Origin of the sequence: Peribacillus simplex (genome assembly GCF_030123325.1) — a bacterium.
Taxonomy (GTDB): Bacteria; Bacillota; Bacilli; order Bacillales; family DSM-1321; genus Peribacillus; species Peribacillus simplex_D.
This window is the reverse complement of record NZ_CP126106.1, coordinates 3,302,645-3,318,945: the sequence shown is the minus strand read 5'-3', so window position 1 is coordinate 3,318,945 and position 16,301 is coordinate 3,302,645. Positions and strand designations below refer to the sequence as shown.

12 protein-coding genes and 3 pseudogenes are annotated in these 16,301 nt (G+C 36.7%); 8 read left to right on the top strand and 7 right to left on the bottom strand.

From position 1 onward, the window contains the following. Window positions 1-474 precede the first annotated feature (474 nt). On the top strand, window positions 475-657 hold the full coding sequence (locus QNH43_RS15600; protein ID WP_034307388.1) for a YolD-like family protein: 183 nt from the start codon (window positions 475-477) through the stop codon (window positions 655-657). 596 nt (window positions 658-1,253) lie between these two features. On the opposite strand, the gene QNH43_RS15595 is transcribed toward QNH43_RS15600, so the two are convergent. After that, complete coding sequence (locus tag QNH43_RS15595) at window positions 1,254-2,144, bottom strand: LysR family transcriptional regulator (RefSeq protein ID WP_283914834.1); 891 nt, start codon at window positions 2,142-2,144, stop codon at window positions 1,254-1,256. A gap of 149 nt (window positions 2,145-2,293) precedes the next feature. Further along, complete coding sequence (locus QNH43_RS15590; RefSeq protein ID WP_283914833.1) at window positions 2,294-3,385, bottom strand: GntR family transcriptional regulator; 1,092 nt, start codon at window positions 3,383-3,385, stop codon at window positions 2,294-2,296. A gap of 329 nt (window positions 3,386-3,714) precedes the next feature. Between QNH43_RS15590 and QNH43_RS15585 the strand changes: the two genes are divergently transcribed. From QNH43_RS15585 to QNH43_RS15565, 5 genes are all read left to right on the top strand, one after another. Then, window positions 3,715-5,325, top strand: a complete 1,611-nt coding sequence (locus QNH43_RS15585) for a xylulokinase (protein WP_283914832.1) — start codon at window positions 3,715-3,717, stop codon at window positions 5,323-5,325. Between the two features lie 22 nt (window positions 5,326-5,347). Next, entirely contained in the window at window positions 5,348-6,043 is a 696-nt protein-coding gene (locus tag QNH43_RS15580) for an L-ribulose-5-phosphate 4-epimerase (protein WP_076369848.1), read from the top strand. 52 nt (window positions 6,044-6,095) lie between these two features. Beyond that, window positions 6,096-7,520 (top strand): L-arabinose isomerase, encoded by a 1,425-nt coding sequence (gene araA, locus QNH43_RS15575; protein WP_283914831.1) that lies wholly within the window; start codon window positions 6,096-6,098, stop codon window positions 7,518-7,520. Between the two features lie 317 nt (window positions 7,521-7,837). Beyond that, entirely contained in the window at window positions 7,838-9,232 is a 1,395-nt protein-coding gene (locus QNH43_RS15570) for a sugar porter family MFS transporter (RefSeq protein WP_241593677.1), read from the top strand. A gap of 267 nt (window positions 9,233-9,499) precedes the next feature. After that, the gene (locus QNH43_RS15565; RefSeq protein ID WP_283914830.1) at window positions 9,500-10,552 is read left to right on the top strand and encodes an aldose epimerase family protein; all 1,053 of its coding nucleotides are present in this window, start codon (window positions 9,500-9,502) and stop codon (window positions 10,550-10,552) included. Window positions 10,553-10,785: 233 nt separating this feature from the next. Here the strand turns inward: QNH43_RS15565 and QNH43_RS15560 are convergent. Beyond that, window positions 10,786-10,942 (bottom strand): annotated as a pseudogene (locus QNH43_RS15560) (IS6 family transposase); the annotation flags it as partial. Window positions 10,943-11,123: 181 nt separating this feature from the next. On the opposite strand from QNH43_RS15560, the pseudogene QNH43_RS15555 reads away from it, so the two are divergent. After that, window positions 11,124-11,354 (top strand): annotated as a pseudogene (locus QNH43_RS15555) (IS110 family transposase); the annotation flags it as partial. A gap of 693 nt (window positions 11,355-12,047) precedes the next feature. Here QNH43_RS15555 and QNH43_RS15550 read toward each other — a convergent pair. Both QNH43_RS15550 and QNH43_RS15545 read right to left on the bottom strand, forming a co-directional pair. Continuing rightward, a complete protein-coding gene (locus QNH43_RS15550) occupies window positions 12,048-12,320 on the bottom strand; it encodes a hypothetical protein (protein WP_283914828.1) in 273 nt (90 codons plus the stop codon). 197 nt (window positions 12,321-12,517) lie between these two features. Next, entirely contained in the window at window positions 12,518-14,137 is a 1,620-nt protein-coding gene (locus QNH43_RS15545) for an ABC-F family ATP-binding cassette domain-containing protein (protein WP_283914827.1), read from the bottom strand. Between the two features lie 336 nt (window positions 14,138-14,473). On the opposite strand from QNH43_RS15545, the gene QNH43_RS15540 reads away from it, so the two are divergent. Then, on the top strand, window positions 14,474-14,875 hold the full coding sequence (locus QNH43_RS15540; protein ID WP_076369836.1) for an RDD family protein: 402 nt from the start codon (window positions 14,474-14,476) through the stop codon (window positions 14,873-14,875). A gap of 182 nt (window positions 14,876-15,057) precedes the next feature. Here QNH43_RS15540 and QNH43_RS15535 read toward each other — a convergent pair whose 3' ends face one another. After that, complete coding sequence (locus QNH43_RS15535) at window positions 15,058-15,297, bottom strand: ribbon-helix-helix domain-containing protein (protein ID WP_076369834.1); 240 nt, start codon at window positions 15,295-15,297, stop codon at window positions 15,058-15,060. Window positions 15,298-15,473: 176 nt separating this feature from the next. Then, window positions 15,474-15,832, bottom strand: a pseudogene (locus QNH43_RS15530) (HD-GYP domain-containing protein); the annotation flags it as partial. Window positions 15,833-16,301: the final 469 nt, after the last annotated feature.

Sequence of the window (16,301 nt, the reverse complement as noted above, 5' to 3'; positions counted from 1 at the left end):
ATATACAATCTGTTGCTTCTTCGTGTTGAAGTGTGTTGATGACATTTATTCTGAGATTTAATTTAGAACCAACAATCGTTCTGTTCCTACTCAGGTAAATCAGTGGCTAAGGAAAGTACGTTATAGTCCAAATGATGATTCGGAAAAAATGGGAAATTTAATTCTTTCTAGACTAGAAAATCTATAAGGGAGTCCGCCGACAAAACGGGGATATTATACGTTAAGTTATTTTCAGTCTAAAAGTCGATCCACTTAATATTCATTTTTTTAGCATGGATTTTACCATTTCCTAGCCTATTCTGATGTTCCAAAATATTCTAATGTTCAAACTTTCACAAATTGTTCACAACAATAATGAAAACGCTTACGTTTTTCATTATATAATATACATATCCTAATTGATTTCATAGTATTGCATCAATTATCATACAATTTTTAATAAATAATTTTAATACACAGAAAGGAGACAATCAGATGATCTTAAAATCGTTGAAAAAAAAGGGCATAACGACCATCATTTATTATAAAGAAGGAGTATTAAAAACATGTAAGGGTCAATTGCATAAACTTAACCTTAATGAACAAACCCTTTCCTTAAAGGATGAAAATCAAAAGATTTTCTCTATTCGTTTATCTCGTATTATGGAAATATATTAACTTAATTACTTTCATTTAACTAATTAAAGTTACAATATATTTATTAATCCTGAATCTTTAGTATATCACTAGAGGTTCTTTTTTCATATATGGAAAGCTAAAGGGTCATTTAGCATTCCTGTAGTTAGTAATTTTTCAGTTTTGAAAAAAAGGACTTCTCAATTCCTGATTAAAAAATTTATATTTATAAGATATAAATTAGGTTTTATTTCTCCCAGAAACGCTTGTGAGGAGCCATACTATCGAGAGTTTACTTTGGTAATCGGTGCTCTCCAATGTCAACAAGTCTCTTTTAATAAGTGAATTAGCACGAACAAATATATTTTAGAACACAAAAAGAATGATGAAATCTTCTATATTACCTGTTATTATTACTTGTTTTTTCTATATAATTACAATGGTAAAGTTATTTCCAGCAAAGAGGATATTAATTCTTAAGAAGATCAGAATTTACCTAATAGTTTGGAAATATATTCATTTATCCTTAAAACCTACTGATTACGTTCAGTAGGTTTTTTCGTTGTTTATACATAAAATCGCGCTAAGTCGGGTAGGTAGGCAGAACAGGCTAGAAATCGTTAATAAATTCACTTATGCTAATTATTTTCATTTAAATTTAAGTTTAAGTTTAAGTCTTCTATAAAATTGACAAATGCCCTCACTAAATTTAACTCTAAGGATTGTTGATGATAATACATCCAGGTTCGACGTAAAATAGGCTCTCCTTTTGAATCTGTTAAATCAATTTTATGTAATCCTTTTATCCCATCAAGTATTAGACTAGGTAAAATACCATAACCTAATCCATTTATCACCATTTCTTTACAAGTATCCACTTGATCGACTGCAATACTTATTAACGGTTCTTGTGTATAATTCTTTGTCCACCAATTATCAATTAGAGATTTTAATACATAGTCAGTTTTATATTCAATTCTTGGCCTATTAGGAAGATTGTTCACATCAATAGCTTCTATCGATGCAATACACATTTTTTCTTCAAATAATAAGTGTTTCTGCTCTTTCCAATTATAAGTTCCTCGAACAAATCCTATATGAACATCTTGATTATAGATAGCTTTATACACCTGACTGCTCCAGCCAGTCATTACTTTGATTTCTACACGAGGATACTTTTCTTGGAATAATTTTAAAATAAAAGGAAGTTTATATTTAGTGAAAAAATTAGAAACTCCTAGCCTTAGTGTCCCTGTATACTCATTACTCATGCTGCTTAAATTATCTTTTACTTTTAGATAATACTTAAGAGTTTCCTCAGCACATGCAGCAAGGTACTCGCCTTGCGGAGTAAAATGCACACCTCTTCTACCACGATTGAATAATTTTACACCAAGTTCTCCCTCTATTTGTTTCAATCTTTTTTTTAGAGACTGGCTTTTATAGTTCGACCAATAGGTTACGATACTAAGAAGTCCTATGGATGGCAGTATCCTTTCATAAATAGACAGTCTCTTCTTTTTTTCCATTATTCTTCATTATGGTACGAAAAAAAATCTTGGGTTGATTAATCGGTTTTGATACATAAAAAATTTATATTTATAAGATAAATTTTTAGATTTTATTTCTCCAAAAAACCTTTAATTCCATTTATATAGTGATTGATCACACACTAAGATTATTGTATTTCTAACTCTTTGACAGTTTCGCCTTCAATTAACACTGGTTGATAATAGGTTTCGTTTGGTAAATCCTTCTTTCCTTGTAATTTCTTAATGACCCAATCAGCTGCATCATGTCCCATTTGTTCTTGTGGGTGTGTCAATGTCGTTAGTTTGATATTGGCATTCTTCGCAATATAAGAATTGTCTTGACCAATAATTGATAATTGTTCGGGAATAGAAATATCAAGTTGTCTGCATACATTTGCTACTTCCAACCCTACCTCGTCGTTATAGCAAACAATGGCAGTCAACACGTCTCTATTTTCATTTAGGAACCCTTTCAAGTTCGTGTATAGGTCTAGCTTCGTTTCTGTAGTATACGAGAGCAATTGCTCTGGTTGAAAGCGTAATTTGGCTTCTCCAAGTGCTTTTATATATCCCTTCATTCGATACTTTCCTTGTAAATCATCCATTTTCGAAATGAGACCAATTTGGGAATGTCCTTTCGAAATCAATTCTTTTGTTGCGAGGTAGCTTGACTGCACATCATCTAGGCAAAAGAAAGGAACTTCTAATTCTTCATAATAAGCGTTAATCATGGTGAATGGAACCTCTTGTTCCTTGAACAATAGGTAGTAAGCGATGTTGGGATTGTATAGATTGCTTTTTGTAGGTTCAATAATCAAACCATCCACGCCAAATGACAACATCATTTCCAAGGCTTTTTTTTCTTGTTCGACATCATTATTCGTACTGGCTAATAGTAAGGAATAATTATCTTCATTTAATCTTCTTTCAATTCCGCGGATAATAGAAGGGAAAATGTAATCAGAAAGGTAGGTCGTGATAACACCGATCGTTTTATTTTTGGAATTGCCACCAGATTTTGATTGATATTGGTTACTAACATATGTGCCAGATCCTTTTTCACTTCTTAAGAATCCCTCGTTTGATAATTCTAAAATGGACTTTCGTACAGTGTGCCGGCTAACGTTGTACATTTCTTGCATGGCGGTTTCAGTGGGAATTTGTTCCCCTACACTATATTCACCTGAAAGGATTTTATTTTTTAAATCATCAATGATTACCTGATACTTTGGTTTCATTAAACCTCACTTCTTTCATAGTTGTTTACATTCTAATTTAGTTGTATAAAATATTTGTGCGGACATATTTTAACATAATTTTGAATCAATTAAAACAAATCACCTATGTTTTTTGCATAAATTAAATTCGCCCTATTTACCATTTATGTTTTATATCATTAAAATCCTTTATTACTAATTTTAAGGTGAGGATGGAGGATTTCTCTTGAAAGTTGTAAGTATAAATAATATTTACCGTTGACAAATGTACGTACAAAAAAATATAATATGATTGTTACTAAATTTAAGCGCCTCCTTTCGTTGAAAGCGCTGTCAGAAGGGGGATTAACGTGCAAACGAATATATTAAAAATTAAACAAGCGATAAACGAGGGAGAAACTTCACTTGGAATCGAATTTGGATCCACGCGTATTAAAGCGGTGTTGATTGATAACCGTTATGAAACCATCGCATCTGGAAGTTATGAGTGGGAAAACCTCTTGGAAGATGGAATTTGGACGTACAACTTAGTGGATATAATCACTGGTCTGCAAACAGCTTATAGTGAATTGAAGCAAGAAGTTGAACGAAATTACGGAATTACAATTCGAAAAATAGGTTCTATTGGATTTTCTGCAATGATGCATGGGTACATGGCTTTTGACAGTACAGGGGAGCTACTTGTTCCGTTTCGAACTTGGCGTAACTCAACAACTGGTGTTGCAGCAAAAGAATTAACTAATCAATTTCAATTTAATATCCCTGAACGATGGAGTATTGCTCACCTTTATCAAGCAATATTAAATGAAGAGAAACATTTGCCTCGCATTGATTGTATTACGACTTTGGCTGGATACATTCACTGGTTATTGACTGGTAATAAAGCAATTGGCATTGGAGATGCTTCAGGCATGTTCCCAATTGATGAATCAACGCAAGATTACAATGAATCAATGGTCAAACAGTTTGACGATTTAATTGAGACTAAAGGTTATCCTTGGAAGCTAAAAGAGATTCTTCCTAAAGTCTACATTTCAGGCGAGCAAGCTGGTGAATTAACCGAAATTGGAGCGAAAATCCTGGATAGATCAAGAAATTTACAACCTGGCACCCCAATTTGCCCACCAGAAGGCGATGCGGGAACTGGAATGGTTGCAACGAATAGTGTGAGGAAACGTACCGGAAATGTCTCAGTAGGAACTTCCGTTTTTGCCATGATTGTACTAGAGAAAGAACTTTCAAAAGTATATCCGGAAATTGATTTGGTAACTACACCAAACGGAAGTCCAGTTGGGATGGTTCACGCGAATAACTGTTCAAGTGATCTCAATGCTTGGCTGGGATTGTTCCGTGAGTTTTCTGAGGCAATGGGACAAAATATTGATACAAATAAATTATTTGAAGTAATGTTGAATAAGGCTTTGGAAGCGGATCCAGATGGTGGAGGTTTGCTTAGCTATGGTTATTTCTCAGGCGAAAATATCACAGGTTTAGAAAAAGGGCGGCCATTATTTGTTCGCTCGCCTGAGAGTCATTTCAATTTAGCAAACTTCATGCGGACTCACCTTTTTACCGCTTTCGGTGCTTTAAAAATCGGAATGGGTATTTTGACAAAGGAAGAAAATGTTGCAATTGATCGTATTTTGGCTCACGGTGGTTTATTTAAAACCCCTCTTGTTGGACAAAAAATTGTTGCCGCTGCAATGAATACTCCAGTATCAGTTATGTCAACAGCAGGAGAAGGCGGCGCGTGGGGAATGGCGATTCTTGCATCTTACATGATGAATAAAGATCAAAATGAAAGTTTAGAAGACTTCCTCGACAAAAAAGTATTCGAAGAGGTTGATGGGCAAGAAATTTATCCTGATCAAGTAGATGTTAAAGGATTTGAAGCATTTATTGAAAGATACAGGAAGGGTTTAGTGATTGAGCAGGCCGCTGTAGACAATTTGATGTTATGAGTGGAAAACTGGAGGGATTGACGTGTTAGAACAACTGAAGGAAGAGGTATTTCAAGCAAATTTGGACTTGCCTAAATATGGACTCGTGAAATATACATGGGGTAATGCAAGTGCCATTGATCGAGAAAGTGGTTTATTTGTTATCAAACCTAGTGGTGTTGATTACGAAACGATGAAAGCAAGTGATATGGTTGTTGTTGATTTAGATGGCAATGTTGTTGAAGGAGAGTTGAGGCCTTCTTCAGATACAGCGACTCACGCAGTACTTTATAAGTATTACCAAGAAATCGGCGGCATTGTGCATACTCATTCAACTTGGGCGACAATCTGGGCTCAAGCAGGCCTTGATGTTCCAGCGATGGGGACCACTCATGCAGACACATTTTACGGATCCGTCCCATGTGCCCGCTACCTAACAAAAGAGGAGATTGATCGTGGGTACGAAGTGGAGACTGGGAAGTTAATCATCGAAACATTTGAAGAGCGTGGGTTAGATATTTTAGCCGTTCCTGGCGTCTTACTTCATGGTCATGGTCCGTTTACTTGGGGCAAGGATGCAAAATCCGCTGTAATGAATAGTGTGGTGTTGGATGAAGTTTCGAAAATGAATTTATTTACACGGGAATTAAATCATTTTGCAAAAGAATTACCACAAAATATTTTGGATAAACACTATTTACGAAAACATGGAAAATATGCTTATTACGGTCAAAATTAAGATAAACTCTATCAAATTATCAAACCATTAGAATTAAGAAAAGAGGTTTATTATGTTAACAACAGATAAAAAGGAATTTTGGTTCGTCGTAGGATCACAACATCTATATGGGGAAGAAGCGTTAGCGGAGGTCAAGGCGCATGCACAAACGATAACCGATGCATTAAATGAAAGCGGTTTTTTACCTTATCCACTAGTATTGCAAGATTTAGCTGTTAGTGCAGATAAAATCACAAGCATCATGAAAGAAGTCAACTATCGTAATGAAGTTGCCGGTGTCATCACTTGGATGCATACTTTCTCACCTGCAAAAATGTGGATTCGTGGAACAAAATTATTACAAAAACCATTGCTTCATTTAGCTACACAATTCAATGAAAGTATTCCTTGGGCAACGATTGATATGGACTTTATGAACCTAAACCAATCCGCTCACGGTGACCGTGAATATGGTTTTATCAATGCCCGTTTGAAAAAACAAAATAAAGTTGTTGTTGGATATTGGGAGCGCCCTGAAGTGCGACAGCAAATTGCACAATGGATGGACGTAGCGGTTGCTTATAACGAAAGCTTCAACATTAAGGTCGCTCGCTTTGGAGACAACATGCGAAACGTTGGAGTAACCGAAGGGGATAAGGTTGAAGCGCAAATCCAATTTGGGTGGACAGTTGACTATTTTGGAATCGGAGACCTTGTTCAATATGTAAATGCGGTTACTGATGAAGAAATTGATGCTTTATTTGCAGAATACGAAGGTCTTTATGAATTTGATTATGGTACCCACAGTAGGGAAGAGTGGGAGAAAAGCGTAAAGGTACAGGTAAGCTATGAAATTGCGATTAAACGTTTCCTTGATGATGGTGGTTATACGGCCTTCACAACGAACTTTGAAGATTTACATGGAATGAAACAACTTCCTGGTCTTGCCGTCCAACGTTTGATGGCACAAGGATATGGCTTTGCGGGTGAAGGGGATTGGAAGACGGCAGCACTTGATCGCTTACTGAAAGTGATGAGCCATAACCAATCAACTGGCTTTATGGAAGATTACACATATGAATTAGCTGCTGGACAGGAATCAATCCTTCAATCACATATGCTTGAAGTCGACCCATCATTAGCAAGTAACAAACCAAAAATCGTCGTATCTCCATTAGGTATAGGTGATCGTGAAGATCCAGCACGTTTAGTATTCGACGGCAAAGCAGGAGACGGCGTCGTCGTTTCCATGGCTGACTTTGGTACAAACTATAAACTTTTGATTAATGAAGTTTCTGCATTTGAGCCAACCATTCCAGCACCAAACCTTCCAGTGGCCCGTGTGCTTTGGGAAGTGAAGCCAAACTTCCAAGATGGAGTGAAAGCTTGGCTGGAGAATGGTGGCGGTCACCATACAGTTGTTTCATTGAATTTAACAACAGACCAAATCACAACGTATGCAAAGCTTGTTGGCTTGGAATACGTAGTTATTAAGTAATGTCTCCCCCTCCAAGGAGGCTCTGCTTCCTAGGAGGGAAAAATAGGTACTCCAGAAGTTGAAGAATGAAAATAGTAACCATTAGTGTGATCCCTTTATTCGTAAGCGTGTTCATGATTTTCAGGAAAAAGATGAAAGCGTTTTAATAGCGCATTGACTACCAAGAATTCATCCTAATAAATAACTTTTAGGATGAATCTACTAGCATGTATTTGTAGTTTGAAAACACTAGTATTATTTTCTTTCAAAGCTATCAATATTTTTAGTAGTGGGATTTTTTAAAAAAATAATTTTAAAACCTTGAGGAGGGAATTTTTATGGTTAATGGAAAGAAAATCTCAAGTGGATTCATTTATTTTTTTGGGGCTTTTGGAGGCATTCTCTTCGGTTATGATATCGGCGTTATGACGGGTGCTTTGCCTTTTCTGCAACATGATTGGAACCTTCAAAACAACCCTGGTGCTATTGGCTGGATTACCTCTTCGTTGATGTTTGGAGCTATTTTTGGAGGTGCCCTGGCCGGACAACTTTCTGATCGTTTAGGACGGCGGAAAATGATTTTAATATCTTCTATCATTTTTGCTGTTGGATCCATTTTGGCAGGAATATCCCCTCATAATGGGATCCTTTTTATGATTGTTGCTCGGATTTTATTAGGGTTGGCTGTTGGTGCTGCTTCTGCGTTGGTCCCAGCCTATATGTCGGAAATGGCGCCTGCACGGTTACGTGGACGTCTGTCAGGAATTAATCAAACAATGATTGTCTCTGGAATGTTGCTTTCGTACATTGTCGCTTATTTATTGAAAGACTTGCCAGGAACAATGGCATGGCGGTTGATGCTTAGTTTGGCTGCCGTACCTGCTTTGATCTTATTTATTGGAGTGTCAAGGTTACCCGAATCACCACGTTTTTTAATTAAGAACAATAAAATTGATGAAGCTCGTAAGGTGTTGGGCTTTATTCGCTCTAACAAAGAACAAATTGATTCTGAAATAACACAAATTCAAGAAACTGTTAAAGAGGAAGCAAAGGTAAATCAAAAAGCATCATGGGGTACACTTTTAAGTAATAAATACCGTTATTTAGTAATTGCTGGTGTGGGTGTTGCTGCGTTTCAACAATTCCAGGGCGCAAACGCAATTTTTTATTATATTCCTATGATTGTGGAAAAGGCAACAGGGCATGAAGCCAGCTCAGTATTGATGTGGCCAATTATTCAAGGGGTTATTCTCGTACTAGGTTCATTAATATTCCTTATGATTGCTGATAAATTTAATCGCCGTACTTTATTAACAATAGGCGGAACAATTATGGGGCTATCCTTTATTTTGCCGGCAATATTGAATTTATTAATTCCTAATGCAAATCCGATGATGATGGTTGTTTTTTTAAGTATCTATGTAGCACTTTATTCATTCACGTGGGCTCCCTTAACTTGGGTCATCGTTGGAGAAATTTTCCCGCTGGTAATTCGCGGTCGTGCGTCAGGATTAGCTTCATCATTTAACTGGATAGGTTCTTTCTTGGTTGGATTGCTGTTTCCAATCATGACCGCTTCGATGTCTCAAGAAGCTGTTTTTGCAATCTTTGGTGCTATTTGTTTACTTGGTGTTTTATTTATCCGGACATGCGTTCCTGAGACTCGAGGTCATACTTTGGAGGAAATTGAAAAAATTGGAGAAAGTAGACAAACTAAGGGGAAAAGTGCTTAATTTAGACCTATGATATTTGGAGCAGAATTCAAAGAAGCTAAGCATGCATTTTTAATCAGGGGGTCATAAGGGAAAATACTTCTGTATTTATGATCTACACATACACATCATGAACATGTTGATTTACTCATATGATTCCCTGTCTTAAGGCCGAAGTTGCTACTTCGGCTTTTCAACTATTAAAAATGTTTGATGAACTTTTTGTGCAATTCATGGTTTTTAAGCTTTATTTATATGAAGGAATTTAATAGGGAAGGAGCCGAAAAAATGAAAGCATCACAAAGCTCGTTTGGAAATGAAGTCTTGCTGTTTACTTTAGAAAATGATCATGGAGTAAGAATGGAAGTTACAAACTTTGGTGCAAGAATCGTCAATCTGTTCGTCCTAACGGAAACGGGTCGTACTAATATCGTATTGGGATTTGACTCGCTTGAGGATTACAAAAAAGAAACATATTATGGAGCAACCATAGGAAGAGTCGCTGGAAGAATAAAAAATGGCGAATTTTCAATTGGTGAATCACGTTACCAAACATCTGTAAATCAATTAGGGAATACATTACACGGTGGCAACCCTGGATTCGATGAAAAAATCTGGGATTATGAAGTGAAGGAGACGGATGAAAGTGCATCGATCATCTTTTCAACCCACTCACCTGATGGCGAGAATGGATTTCCAGGGAATTTGAAAGTAAGTGTGACTTATACATTAGACAACTTAAATATTTGGTCAGTGAGCTATCAAGCAAAAAGTGATAAAGACACAATTTTCAATCCGACCAATCACGTCTATTTTAACTTAACAGGGCATCCCAGCAATCCAATCGATGATCATTCCTTACAAATCTTTTCTGAAGAATTTGCACCAGTAAATGACGATACCACGGTAACTGGGGAAAAGCGAAGCACAATTGGCACGCCTTATGATTTTCGAACCCCGAAGAAATTAAAATCAACCTTTGAAGCCATTGACGCAGAAGTTAATAAGGTTCAAGGAATCGACCATCCATTCTTCCTTACGTGCTCAGGACTTCATCAAACTGCAGCCAAATTAATTAGTCCCGACGAGAAAATAAAAGTTGAGGTATACACAGAAGAGCCTACGATCGTAGTTTATACTGCGAACTTTGTGGAAGGGGTTCCACTTATGCACGGAGAAAAATTAATCCAACATGGTGGAATAACATTTGAAACCCAAGCTGCCCCAGGAGCGATTGAGTTTGAAGATTTTGGAGATATTATTCTTCGTGCTGGCGAAAATTACACTTCCCAAACAAAATACAAAATAAGTTTTGAGGGGTGTAGCTACTTGCCTAAGTAATAAGAGAGTGGCTATTTGCAAGGCGTGGAAATATCTTTTATAAAATCTCGACCATTTTTCATATCTTTAAACTATTTTAGAATTGGATTTTTTAAGTCAATTAAAGTCCAAAAAAAGTAAAAGAGAATAAAGCACATATATTCCTAACGGAATCGTATCTTATGCTGGAAGTCCAAACAATTGATGGAGGAATTCTTTTTGATTTTGGACAGACTGATTCCGTAATCAATCTGTTTGATATATGTTTCATAGACTCTCCAAGAGTTATTTGTTTGAGGTAACTCGGATCCGATTGTCCAATTCAGGACCATACTGATGAACCCACCGCATAATCGTTGTATGAGAAATGGATAAACCCCGTTCCTCCTTCATTTCCACCAATCTATTATATCAGTAGCCAGAGTAGTACGTTCGGGTGCGGGGGACATGATCCCGTGAACTAAACAGTCCACTCCTACTTGTAGAAACATGTTTGAGGCTGTTTGGGACGTATATCTCGTATAACAAGCGAAGCTATGACACTACATGGAGGACTGGGGGTACTGGTTAGTAAGTAGAGGAGGAAAAAACGCTGAATACAGTAGTTGGTCTGGATGTGGCAAAGGGAGTGAGCCAAGTCCAGGCATGTTTAGATCAATCTAAACCATATGGAAAGAGCTTTTCAATTAACCATCCTAGAGAGGAATTAGATCATTTTATAGGATTTCTAAAAGAAATAGAAGAGGTGACAGGGCAGATGCCTATGGTCATTTTAGAATCTTCAGGGCATTACCATACCCCTGTTATTCAATACTTGGAGGAAAAACTGTTGGGTGTAATAGGTCGAATTGTTTTTTCTTTTACGAAGGATGTAACTGAAGTGGAAATTGGCAAAAATTAGTGAATTCTTTATGAAGTATGAGTGATTTCAAAAATTATCTAAAGGACGGTAGGTTTTTAAAAAATATCAATAAAAATACAAATGTTCGTTATGTATTGAAAAATGCAATATAGAAAAAATGAAGAAAAATAAAACACATTATACCAAAAGAGGATAAATAAAGAATTATTAATGGGAGTCAAATTTACAAACCAAATGGTTCACTTGCACCAATTGATCTTGCTGAATAGAATCATGTTTAGAAAGCATCCTCCTCAACACCTTAAGTTGTAGGTATTCTATTCTAAATCAATGAAGACTTTAGGCAAAAGGGTTCCATCTAAAAGTTAAAACAAAGTTGATTGGAGCGGGTGTGGGAGACACCTGCGGGAAAAGCGAGTCCAGGGGAGACCCCCGCAGGAGCAAAGGTGCCGAGGAGGCTCCCGGACCGCCCGCGGAAAGCGAGTGCCTGTAGAGGAAATCAACGTTCAAATTGTACAAACCGTAAAAAAACTGTAGAAAACACGATTTTCATCGAGTTTGTCTACAGTCTAAGGTAGTAGCACTTATATGCTATTACCTTTTTTTGATTAGTGCTCGTTTAAAGGCTGGATCAGTTTATCTGGCCTTTTATACTTAACAAATATGTTCGTCATACTCGGTTTTCAAGTAATTAAGCAGCTTTTGTTTTTGGTGGGAATAATGAAAGCAATTAAAGTAAAAGGAAAAGTCGTCAAAAAAGAGAGGATTTTTATCGTCGAAGCCATAAGAATTTAAGAAATCCGAGATTACTTTTTCTTGTTCCACTAAATCGAACAATCCGGATATATAAAAATGATAACTGAATTTATCATATAAAAAAAGGTATCCTGTATCATCAAAAATATTTTTCACTGTATGACCATCCAATTCTAACTCACTCCTTCTTTTACCAATATACCTTTTTATCGATGAAATTATTCAGTGCCCATCTTTCGGTGAATATTATTATATTTATTGCAGCGTGTTTTTTATACCTTCAATACATTAAAGATATGAAATAAATGGAGCAGAAGAATCGGGAACGAAAAAAGCACATCCAATAAGGATGTGCTTTCATAAAAGTATTATTTGTACATTTCAGCCACTTGCTTTTGCAATTCGCCATTTTCAAGGTATTCATCATAACTCATTTGCTTATCGACTGTACCTTTTGGTGTAAGTTCAATGATTCGGTTCGCTATAGTTTGGATGAACTGATGATCATGAGAAGAGAAGATCATAGATCCTTTAAAGCTGATCAAACCGTTGTTCAATGCCGTAATCGACTCTAAGTCCAGATGGTTGGTAGGTTCATCAAGCATTAGGACGTTCGAACCGCTTAACATCATTTTGGAAAGCATACAACGGACTTTTTCGCCCCCTGAAAGTACACTTGCCTTTTTCGTGACTTCATCGCCAGAGAATAACATTCTGCCCAAGAAACCACGCAGGAAGCTTTCACTCTGGTCATTAGGAGAATATTGACGGAGCCAATCGACAAGATTTAAATCGACACCTTCAAAGAATTCAGCATTATCTTTAGGGAAGTATGCCTGAGAGGTCGTAACGCCCCATTTGAATGAGCCGCTATCCGGTTCGATTTCACCTGCTAAGATTTTGAACATTGTTGTTTTAGCAATCTCATCTTTACCGACAAATGCAATCTTGTCGCCTTTATTCATCGTGAAGCTGACGTTATCCAATATTTTTACACCATCGATCGTTTTCGAGAGTCCGTCTACACGAAGCAGGTCGTTCCCGATTTCACGATCAGGTGTAAAGCCTACATATGGATAGCGGCGCGAAGAAGGCTGGATGTCATCCAAGCTGATTTTATCCAATAATTTCTTACGGGATGTCGCCTGGCTCGATTTCGATGCATTGGCACTGAAGCGCGCGATGAAATTTTGTAGCTCTTTGATTTTTTCTTCCTTTTTCTTATTGGCATCTTGAGTCAGTTTAAGGGCAAGCTGGCTTGATTCATACCAGAAGTCATAGTTACCGATATAAATTTTGATTTTACCGAAATCAAGATCCGCGATATGTGTACAAACCTTGTTAAGGAAGTAACGGTCATGGGAAACTACGATAACAGTGTTTTCAAAGTTGATTAAGAATTCTTCCAGCCATTTGATCGCTTTTAAGTCCAAGTGGTTGGTAGGCTCATCCAGTAATAGAACATCCGGTTTCCCGAAAAGTGCCTGGGCAAGCAATACTTTAACTTTGTCGCCACCGTTCAACTCAGCCATTTTCTTTGTATGCAGGTCTTCTGCAATGCCAAGGCCTTTTAAGAGGATTGAAGCTTCAGGTTCAGCTTCCCAGCCGTTTAATTCGGCAAATTCACCTTCAAGTTCGGCCGCTTTCATTCCGTCTTCATCCGTGAAGTTTTCCTTCATATAAATAGCATCTTTTTCTTGCATGACTTCATATAATCTTTCATGTCCCATAATGACAACTTTAAGGACTTCTTCCTCTTCATAAGCGAAGTGATCTTGTTTTAAAACGGCAAGGCGTTCGCCAGGCCCCATATGGACATCGCCGGATTGCGCTTCAATTTCACCTGAAAGGATTTTTAAGAAAGTGGATTTACCCGCACCATTCGCCCCAATCAGGCCATAGCAGTTACCAGGCGTGAACTTTATATTAACATCTTCAAACAGTTTACGATCGCCATAGCGTAAACCAACATTATTTACTGTAATCATTTATTTACATTCCTCCAAAATACTTTTGTTTCAACGTGTCCAACACTTTGTTTCATTAGTTATACGCTGATTCACACAAACAGCAGTTTTCAATAATTTTTAAATGCCGTTCGTTAAATTGTATCTTATTTCTTATGAAAATTAAAGGCAGATTAGCAAAAACAACCGTTTATAAGCAAAAATTACACAAGGATTTAATTTTGTTTTTAAATTGTCGCGTATAAAGTATGTTTTATTTTTTCACCGAAGAAATTTATGGGCATAAGGACTCATTACGTATCAACCTTTTAATTGGTAATATAGGTAACTGTAACTAACACGACAGGAGGATCATAAATGAGTGATTCAGTAGGTTTTTGGAAACGTTTTTTAGCAGGAGTATTGGATGGCATAATAGTATCTTTACCATTAGCGATAATTTTCGGGTTGATTACTGGAGATTGGGAAAATGAAAACTTTTCAACGTTCTTCGACTTCCTATACATGCTGCTTGTCCCGATATTTTGGTATGGGTATACAGTCGGTAAAAGGATTATGGGAATACGCATAGTAAGGATGGACGGCAAAAAATTAGGAATAGGCACAATGTTATTGAGGTATTTAGTTGCTGCTTTGGTATATGCCATTACATTGGGGATAGGATTTATTGTTAGTGCATTCATGGTCGGCCTAAGGAAAGACCATAGAGCGATACATGATTTCATAGCAGGTACATACGTGACATCAAATAAACCATGATTTATTGATAAGCAGTTTAATAGCTGCTTTTTTTTTATGCAAATCTATATTTTGAATCCGATGCGATTTTTTTGGCGGGTAAATTACAATTCAAGGTATAAATATTACATTGGAAACCACGATAGAATATTTAATCAATGAACAGCGGCGGTTAGGAACCAAAAAGCACTTCACCTATATGGTCAAGTGCTTTGGTTATTCAAAACCTCTTTATTTTGATTAATGATGATTTTATTTCTTAAAATCATTTCCTTATTATTAAGTCCGACATTTAGTTCTTTGGTATTGTTCACCTTTTCCAATAGTGATGCTACAGATATTTCCAATAGTTCGGAAATAGGCATATTTGTTTTGGATGATAAAGTTTCAAGTTCATGGATTAATTTAGGGGATAGCATTGGTTGTCTTTCATTTATTTCCATGACAGTACCCACTTTCTTAAAAAAATTATTTAATTGTAATTTAAGTATATAATGGCAGTTTACAATAAAATATTAAATTAACGTTATTTATGTTAAGAGATGATGACAATTGTAGAGGAAAGGTATAATCGAGCACTTTACCCTAATGTAAGTACATTAAAAAGTTTTTAGTCAGGCTATATCTGTAAAAAAATGTATCTAGAATTAAATTCCTGTATGTTATGGAGGGTTCGCCCCTCAGGATCATTCAGCCGTTTTTGATTCGGTATGCCAGTGCCGGAATCGAAAAGCTCTTTTCTTTTCATTTTGATGAAGCATTTGGCGAGGTATGGTTCCCACTGCCTGCCCATACCATCTTCAAGGATTTCCAATGCCTTTTCCATGGATCCCTGTACGGTAGGCTCTATCGGAGGTCATTGCATCAAAGGCGTCTGCAACGGCAATATTCCGACCGAATAATGGTATGCCTTCCCCCTGGCAGTCCATTGGGGTATTCCATTCCATCATACCTTTCATGATGATGCTTAACGCCCGGTCCCAGCTATAATAATTCCCCGCCCATACTATATCTTTCTATGATGTCCGCCCCTTTTGCCGGGGCCATCTGGATAAGAAAAAGTCAATTAAAGCTTGGATCACAGACATAGATACACTAATGATCAATACCGATAGCACCAAAGTGCCTGAAATCTGCTTTTCCCAATATATAAATAAAATAACAAGTAAGACGTTAAGTATGGTTGCCTCTAAGTAATGCAATATCAGGGTTGGGCTACTGCGTAGGAATCTTCCGAGCAGTCGTATAGGAGGTTTGAAGGACTTCCAAGGCCTGCTTGATGGGTTTGATATCTTTATGATATACAATAAATTCATTGCATATCATTATGTATAAAGAGGATAGTATAATTGTCATTAACATAATTGCAACGGATACTGTGTGATATCCATCAGATGAAGTAGAAATCAAACTTCCTACTCCCAGAATGGTAAAAAAAGTATTCAAT

What these genes read in the sequence shown, in the direction of transcription:
- QNH43_RS15565 (WP_283914830.1), top strand. Translation starts at nt 9,500, where the DNA reads ATGAAAGCATCACAAAGCTCGTTTGGAAATGAAGTCTTGCTGTTTACT.
- QNH43_RS15540 (WP_076369836.1), top strand. Translation starts at nt 14,474, where the DNA reads ATGAGTGATTCAGTAGGTTTTTGGAAACGTTTTTTAGCAGGAGTATTG.
- QNH43_RS15570 (WP_241593677.1), top strand. Translation starts at nt 7,838, where the DNA reads ATGGTTAATGGAAAGAAAATCTCAAGTGGATTCATTTATTTTTTTGGG.
- araA (WP_283914831.1), top strand. Translation starts at nt 6,096, where the DNA reads ATGTTAACAACAGATAAAAAGGAATTTTGGTTCGTCGTAGGATCACAA.
- QNH43_RS15545 (WP_283914827.1), bottom strand. Translation starts at nt 14,137, where the DNA reads ATGATTACAGTAAATAATGTTGGTTTACGCTATGGCGATCGTAAACTG.
- QNH43_RS15535 (WP_076369834.1), bottom strand. Translation starts at nt 15,297, where the DNA reads ATGGAAATAAATGAAAGACAACCAATGCTATCCCCTAAATTAATCCAT.
- QNH43_RS15590 (WP_283914833.1), bottom strand. Translation starts at nt 3,385, where the DNA reads ATGAAACCAAAGTATCAGGTAATCATTGATGATTTAAAAAATAAAATC.
- QNH43_RS15600 (WP_034307388.1), top strand. Translation starts at nt 475, where the DNA reads ATGATCTTAAAATCGTTGAAAAAAAAGGGCATAACGACCATCATTTAT.
- QNH43_RS15595 (WP_283914834.1), bottom strand. Translation starts at nt 2,144, where the DNA reads ATGGAAAAAAAGAAGAGACTGTCTATTTATGAAAGGATACTGCCATCC.